The sequence below is a fragment of the Leptolyngbya sp. FACHB-36 genome (genome assembly GCF_014695955.1).
Taxonomy (GTDB): Bacteria; Cyanobacteriota; Cyanobacteriia; order Leptolyngbyales; family Leptolyngbyaceae; genus FACHB-36.
The window spans coordinates 1-3,950 of sequence record NZ_JACJPG010000034.1 but is presented as its reverse complement, the minus strand read 5'-3'; the positions used below and the strand labels follow the sequence as shown (position 1 = coordinate 3,950).

5 protein-coding genes are annotated in these 3,950 nt (G+C 52.4%); 1 reads left to right on the top strand and 4 read right to left on the bottom strand.

Annotated features, from left to right (window positions below):
• Positions 1-209: hypothetical protein (locus H6F43_RS00475; protein WP_190340077.1), on the top strand; the 209-nt coding region annotated here is incomplete at its 5' end.
• 17 nt (positions 210-226) lie between these two features.
• Here H6F43_RS00475 and H6F43_RS21780 read toward each other — a convergent pair.
• The 4 genes from H6F43_RS21780 to H6F43_RS00455 all read right to left on the bottom strand — a co-directional run bounded on the left by H6F43_RS21780 (position 227) and on the right by H6F43_RS00455 (position 3,857).
• Entirely contained in the window at positions 227-526 is a 300-nt protein-coding gene (locus H6F43_RS21780; protein WP_199290076.1) for a hypothetical protein, read from the bottom strand.
• A gap of 16 nt (positions 527-542) precedes the next feature.
• On the bottom strand, positions 543-2,795 hold the full coding sequence (locus tag H6F43_RS00465) for a heavy metal translocating P-type ATPase (protein WP_190340076.1): 2,253 nt from the start codon (positions 2,793-2,795) through the stop codon (positions 543-545).
• A 72-nt stretch (positions 2,796-2,867) separates the two neighbouring features.
• On the bottom strand, positions 2,868-3,062 hold the full coding sequence (locus H6F43_RS00460) for a heavy-metal-associated domain-containing protein (protein ID WP_190340075.1): 195 nt from the start codon (positions 3,060-3,062) through the stop codon (positions 2,868-2,870).
• Positions 3,063-3,569: 507 nt separating this feature from the next.
• A complete protein-coding gene (locus tag H6F43_RS00455; RefSeq protein ID WP_190340074.1) occupies positions 3,570-3,857 on the bottom strand; it encodes a photosystem I reaction center subunit PsaK in 288 nt (95 codons plus the stop codon).
• Positions 3,858-3,950: the final 93 nt, after the last annotated feature.

Genomic DNA, 3,950 nt, shown 5'->3' with positions numbered 1-3,950 from the left:
TTGAAGCCTCAATCAAGCCGTTTGGCTTAAGCTGGAAAATCTTTTCTAGAGCTGACATTGAAGCGCTGATTGCGATCGCCCATCAATCTGGCTTCGTGCTCAAAGAAAACACAGCGATTCCTGCGTGTGCTGACAGAACCGTGTCTTGGTACGACAAGCACTACACCTTTATTGCCCTGACATTTAGAAAACAAACCGATAAAAACTAAACCCAATGATTGAATGATTAATTGGATGGTGCTTTTACCACCTTCTGAGTGTCTTGACTCGTCGCTGTCCTACGCGACGTTGGCTTGCTGAGCAGAAACCACCAGATCTCCAACCCAATTAGCGCTAAACCTGCTGCTGTCACCGATCCGGTTATCCAGAGCGGTTGCTCAATCCGCTGAAATGAGCTTGGTGCAGAAGTATGTGGCATTTCAGGTGGCATCTGATCAGGTGCCATCTGAGCGGCAGCGGCTCCTACAGTGCTCAGCAGTAGCCCAACACCTGCAAGCGTTCCAAACACCAGTTTTCTAGTCAGCATCACCTAAGTCCCTTGATCACAAAGCTGTCTTCGGCTGAAAGTTACGCAAGCGCAAGGCGTTGGTAACAACAGAAACAGAGCTAAATGCCATTGCACCTCCTGCCACGATCGGACTCAGCAGCCACCCGAAAACTGGAAACAGGATTCCGGCAGCAATCGGAATTCCTGCCACGTTGTAGATGAACGCAAAGAACAGATTTTGGCGGATGTTCCGCATCGTGGCGCGGGATAGCTCAATGGCGGTGATAATTCCCTGCAAATCACCCGAAATCAGCGTAATGTCGCTAGCCGCGATCGCCACATCTGTTCCGGTGCCGATCGCGATGCCTACATCGGCTTGAGCCAGAGCCGGAGCATCGTTGATGCCATCCCCAACCATGGCGACCACGTTGCCGCCTCGCTGAAGTTCTGCCACTTTTGCGGCTTTTTGGTCCGGGCGTACTTCGGCAAACACGCGCCGAATGCCGACTTCACGAGCGATCGCCTCAGCAGTTTGGCGATTGTCGCCCGTCAGCATAATGACCTCTAATTTCATGCGCTGCAACGCGCGGACGGTCGCCGCGGAGGACGGTTTCAGCGCATCCGAAATGCCCATGAGTGCTTGCACTTCACCGTCAACCGCAATCAGAATCACGGTTTTGCCCAGAGATTCCAGCCGCGACTTGTCGTGCTGTAGGCTCTGGGTGTCAATGCCCAATTCCTGCATCCAGCGCTGAGTGCCAATCTGAATCAGACGCTGAGAGACAATCCCTTGGACGCCGCTTCCCACGATCGCCTCAAAGGCTTCGACGGGCGCTAACTCCACGTCTTGCGACTGGGCATATCGCACAGCCGCTTCTGCCAGCGGGTGTTCTGAGTTGCGCTCGACGGATGCGGCTAACTGCAACAGGCGAAGTTCATTTGCTGTGCCAGTCGTCGTCATAAAATCCGTTACGGTTGGTCTGCCTTGAGTCAGAGTTCCCGTTTTGTCGAGGACGATCGTTTGAAGGTTGTGAGCCATCTCCAAACTCTCTGCGCCTTTAATTAGAATGCCGTTTTCGGCTCCTTTGCCCGTTCCCACCATGACTGACGTTGGCGTAGCTAGCCCCAGCGCGCACGGACAGGCGATAATCAGCACGCCAACCGTGGTAACTAACGCCAGCGTCAGGTTGCCCATTAAGTTGAACCAAAGAATAAAGGTGAGGATGGCAATGGCAATGACCGCAGGCACAAACCATCCGGTGACGCGATCGGCGAGTCGCTGAATCGGAGCTTTAGAGCCTTGCGCCTGCTGCACAAGTTTGACGATTTGAGCCAGCATTGTGTCTTTGCCGACGCGGGTTGCCCGAAACTGAAAGCTGCCTGTTTTGTTGAGCGTGGCTCCAATGACTTCATCCCCCGGCTGCTTGTCGATCGGGGCGCTCTCCCCCGTGATCATTGACTCATCAACCGTCGATCTGCCAGTTACCACGTCGCCATCTACAGGAATTTTTTCACCCGGACGCACCACTACCACATCGCCAATTTGGACGGATTGGATCGGCACCGCCACCTCTTGTCCATCGCGGATAATCCGGGCATCTCTTGCCTGTAAACCAATTAACGTCCGGATCGCCTCAGACGTTTGTCCTCTGGCACGATTCTCAAACAGTCTTCCCAGCAGAATCAGCGTGATGACGATCGCCGACGTTTCGTAATACACCTCCGGCATTAATCCCTGATTCATCAGAAAGGTGGGAAACAGCGTAGCAAATACGGAGTAAGCGTAAGCCGCACTAGTTCCTAGCGCAATCAGCGTGTCCATTGTTGCAGCGTGGTGTTTGAAGGCTTTCCACGCATTGCTGTAGAACCTGTTGCCGCACCAGAACTGTACGGGAGCCGTAAGGACCAGCTGAAGCCACGGATTTGATAACCAGGCTGGGATAAGTGGAAGCGATAACCCCGTCATCATTGGCAGTGAGCCAATCATCAGCAGCGTGCCGATCGTGCCGCCCAAAACAACCTTCCGCTGAAGATGACGCAACTCTGCCAGTCGCGTCGCCTTCTCAGCGTCATCCTCTCCCGTCACCATCTCGGAGCCTTGCAGAGAAAACGCAGAGTAGCCCGCTTCGCTTACAGCATCTTGGATTATCTCTAAATCTGTACGCTGCGGATCGTAGATAACGGTTGCTTGCTCTGCACCAAAATTAACGCTGCATGCTTCAACCCCTGGAACCGCGCGAATCACTTGCTCAACACGATTGGCACAAGCAGCACAGCTCATGCCTCGCAATCTGAGTGTGGTATCCATTGACCACCTCCTAATAAAACGCAATGAACCTGAACAGGAAATGGTTACCCTGAACCAACGTGGATGAGAACCTTAAGCAACGGTGTAGCCAGCCGCCGTAATCGCTTCTTTGATCGCGGTTTCGGGGGCTTGCGTTTCGATCGTCACCTGCTTCGTTTTTGGATCGGCGGCGACTTGGGCGGCGGGATCAACGTTGGTCACTGCCTTTGTGATGGTTTCGCTACACGCAGAGCACGCCATGTTAGGAACGTTAAGTTGAAGAGTCATAAGTTCTAATTCCTGAAGCGATTAGGGTTTTTGGAGAACTGCTTCTATTCTCAACTCTCTAGTGGACTGGAGAGTCAAGTCAGTAACCGACGTAAAGGATCCGGCACGCTGGAGGACACTTCAACAAATCCAAACGCACAGAAATTCAGTCAATGGCAAACGCGATCGCCCTGTCTCAGCACACGGAGATTAACTAGATGAAACCGTGGCGCAAAGTTTGGTATATCCAGCGACTTCGGAGCGCTACTCGGTCAGTTTTGCCGTAATTTAGCAAGCGAAAACCCCCAGTTTCCTGAAGAAGCTGAGGGTTTTCTAGAAGAATGCTTCAGAAGTCAACGTTGCTACCGCCGCATCCCTAGCCCTGCAATTTTGGGAAAAACCGGAGCGGAAATTCTCCAAACCTGGAGCTAGAGGGCAAAAAAGGCTCAACTGCGTCACTTCTGAATGGTTAGGTACGAACTGGTAGCTTCCAGTCAGTGCTAACGGGTATGGTGTAGCGTGGTTATTCTATTGGAAGTAGGGCGAGAATCCAAAGATTGCCAATGCTCCGAGAAGATGCCCAAAACTCATCGACCCCAAGAAGGTTCCTACACTGGGATTGTTAAACAGCGAGGGGAAGGGCAGCGGCATTTTGGGACCGTCGTGGGGACGCTCGATCGACCGTCCAGCAATAAATAACACCAGAAGACAGGAAAGTGTCATGATAATGGGTTTAATCCAGGGGTTTCCTGCTTCAGTTGGGGTAAGTCCCGCATCCTGAGCACCGAGCGCCACCAGCAAAAGAGCGTTTAGCATAAGTAATCTCCAACATGAAAATGAAACTATGGTTCATCGTCTAGGGTGGCTAAAGCCGATGCATCATCCCTACGGTAGGAATGCTTTTTCTAT

What these genes read in the sequence shown, in the direction of transcription:
- H6F43_RS21780 (WP_199290076.1), bottom strand. Translation starts at nt 526, where the DNA reads ATGCTGACTAGAAAACTGGTGTTTGGAACGCTTGCAGGTGTTGGGCTA.
- H6F43_RS00460 (WP_190340075.1), bottom strand. Translation starts at nt 3,062, where the DNA reads ATGACTCTTCAACTTAACGTTCCTAACATGGCGTGCTCTGCGTGTAGC.
- H6F43_RS00465 (WP_190340076.1), bottom strand. Translation starts at nt 2,795, where the DNA reads ATGGATACCACACTCAGATTGCGAGGCATGAGCTGTGCTGCTTGTGCC.
- H6F43_RS00455 (WP_190340074.1), bottom strand. Translation starts at nt 3,857, where the DNA reads ATGCTAAACGCTCTTTTGCTGGTGGCGCTCGGTGCTCAGGATGCGGGA.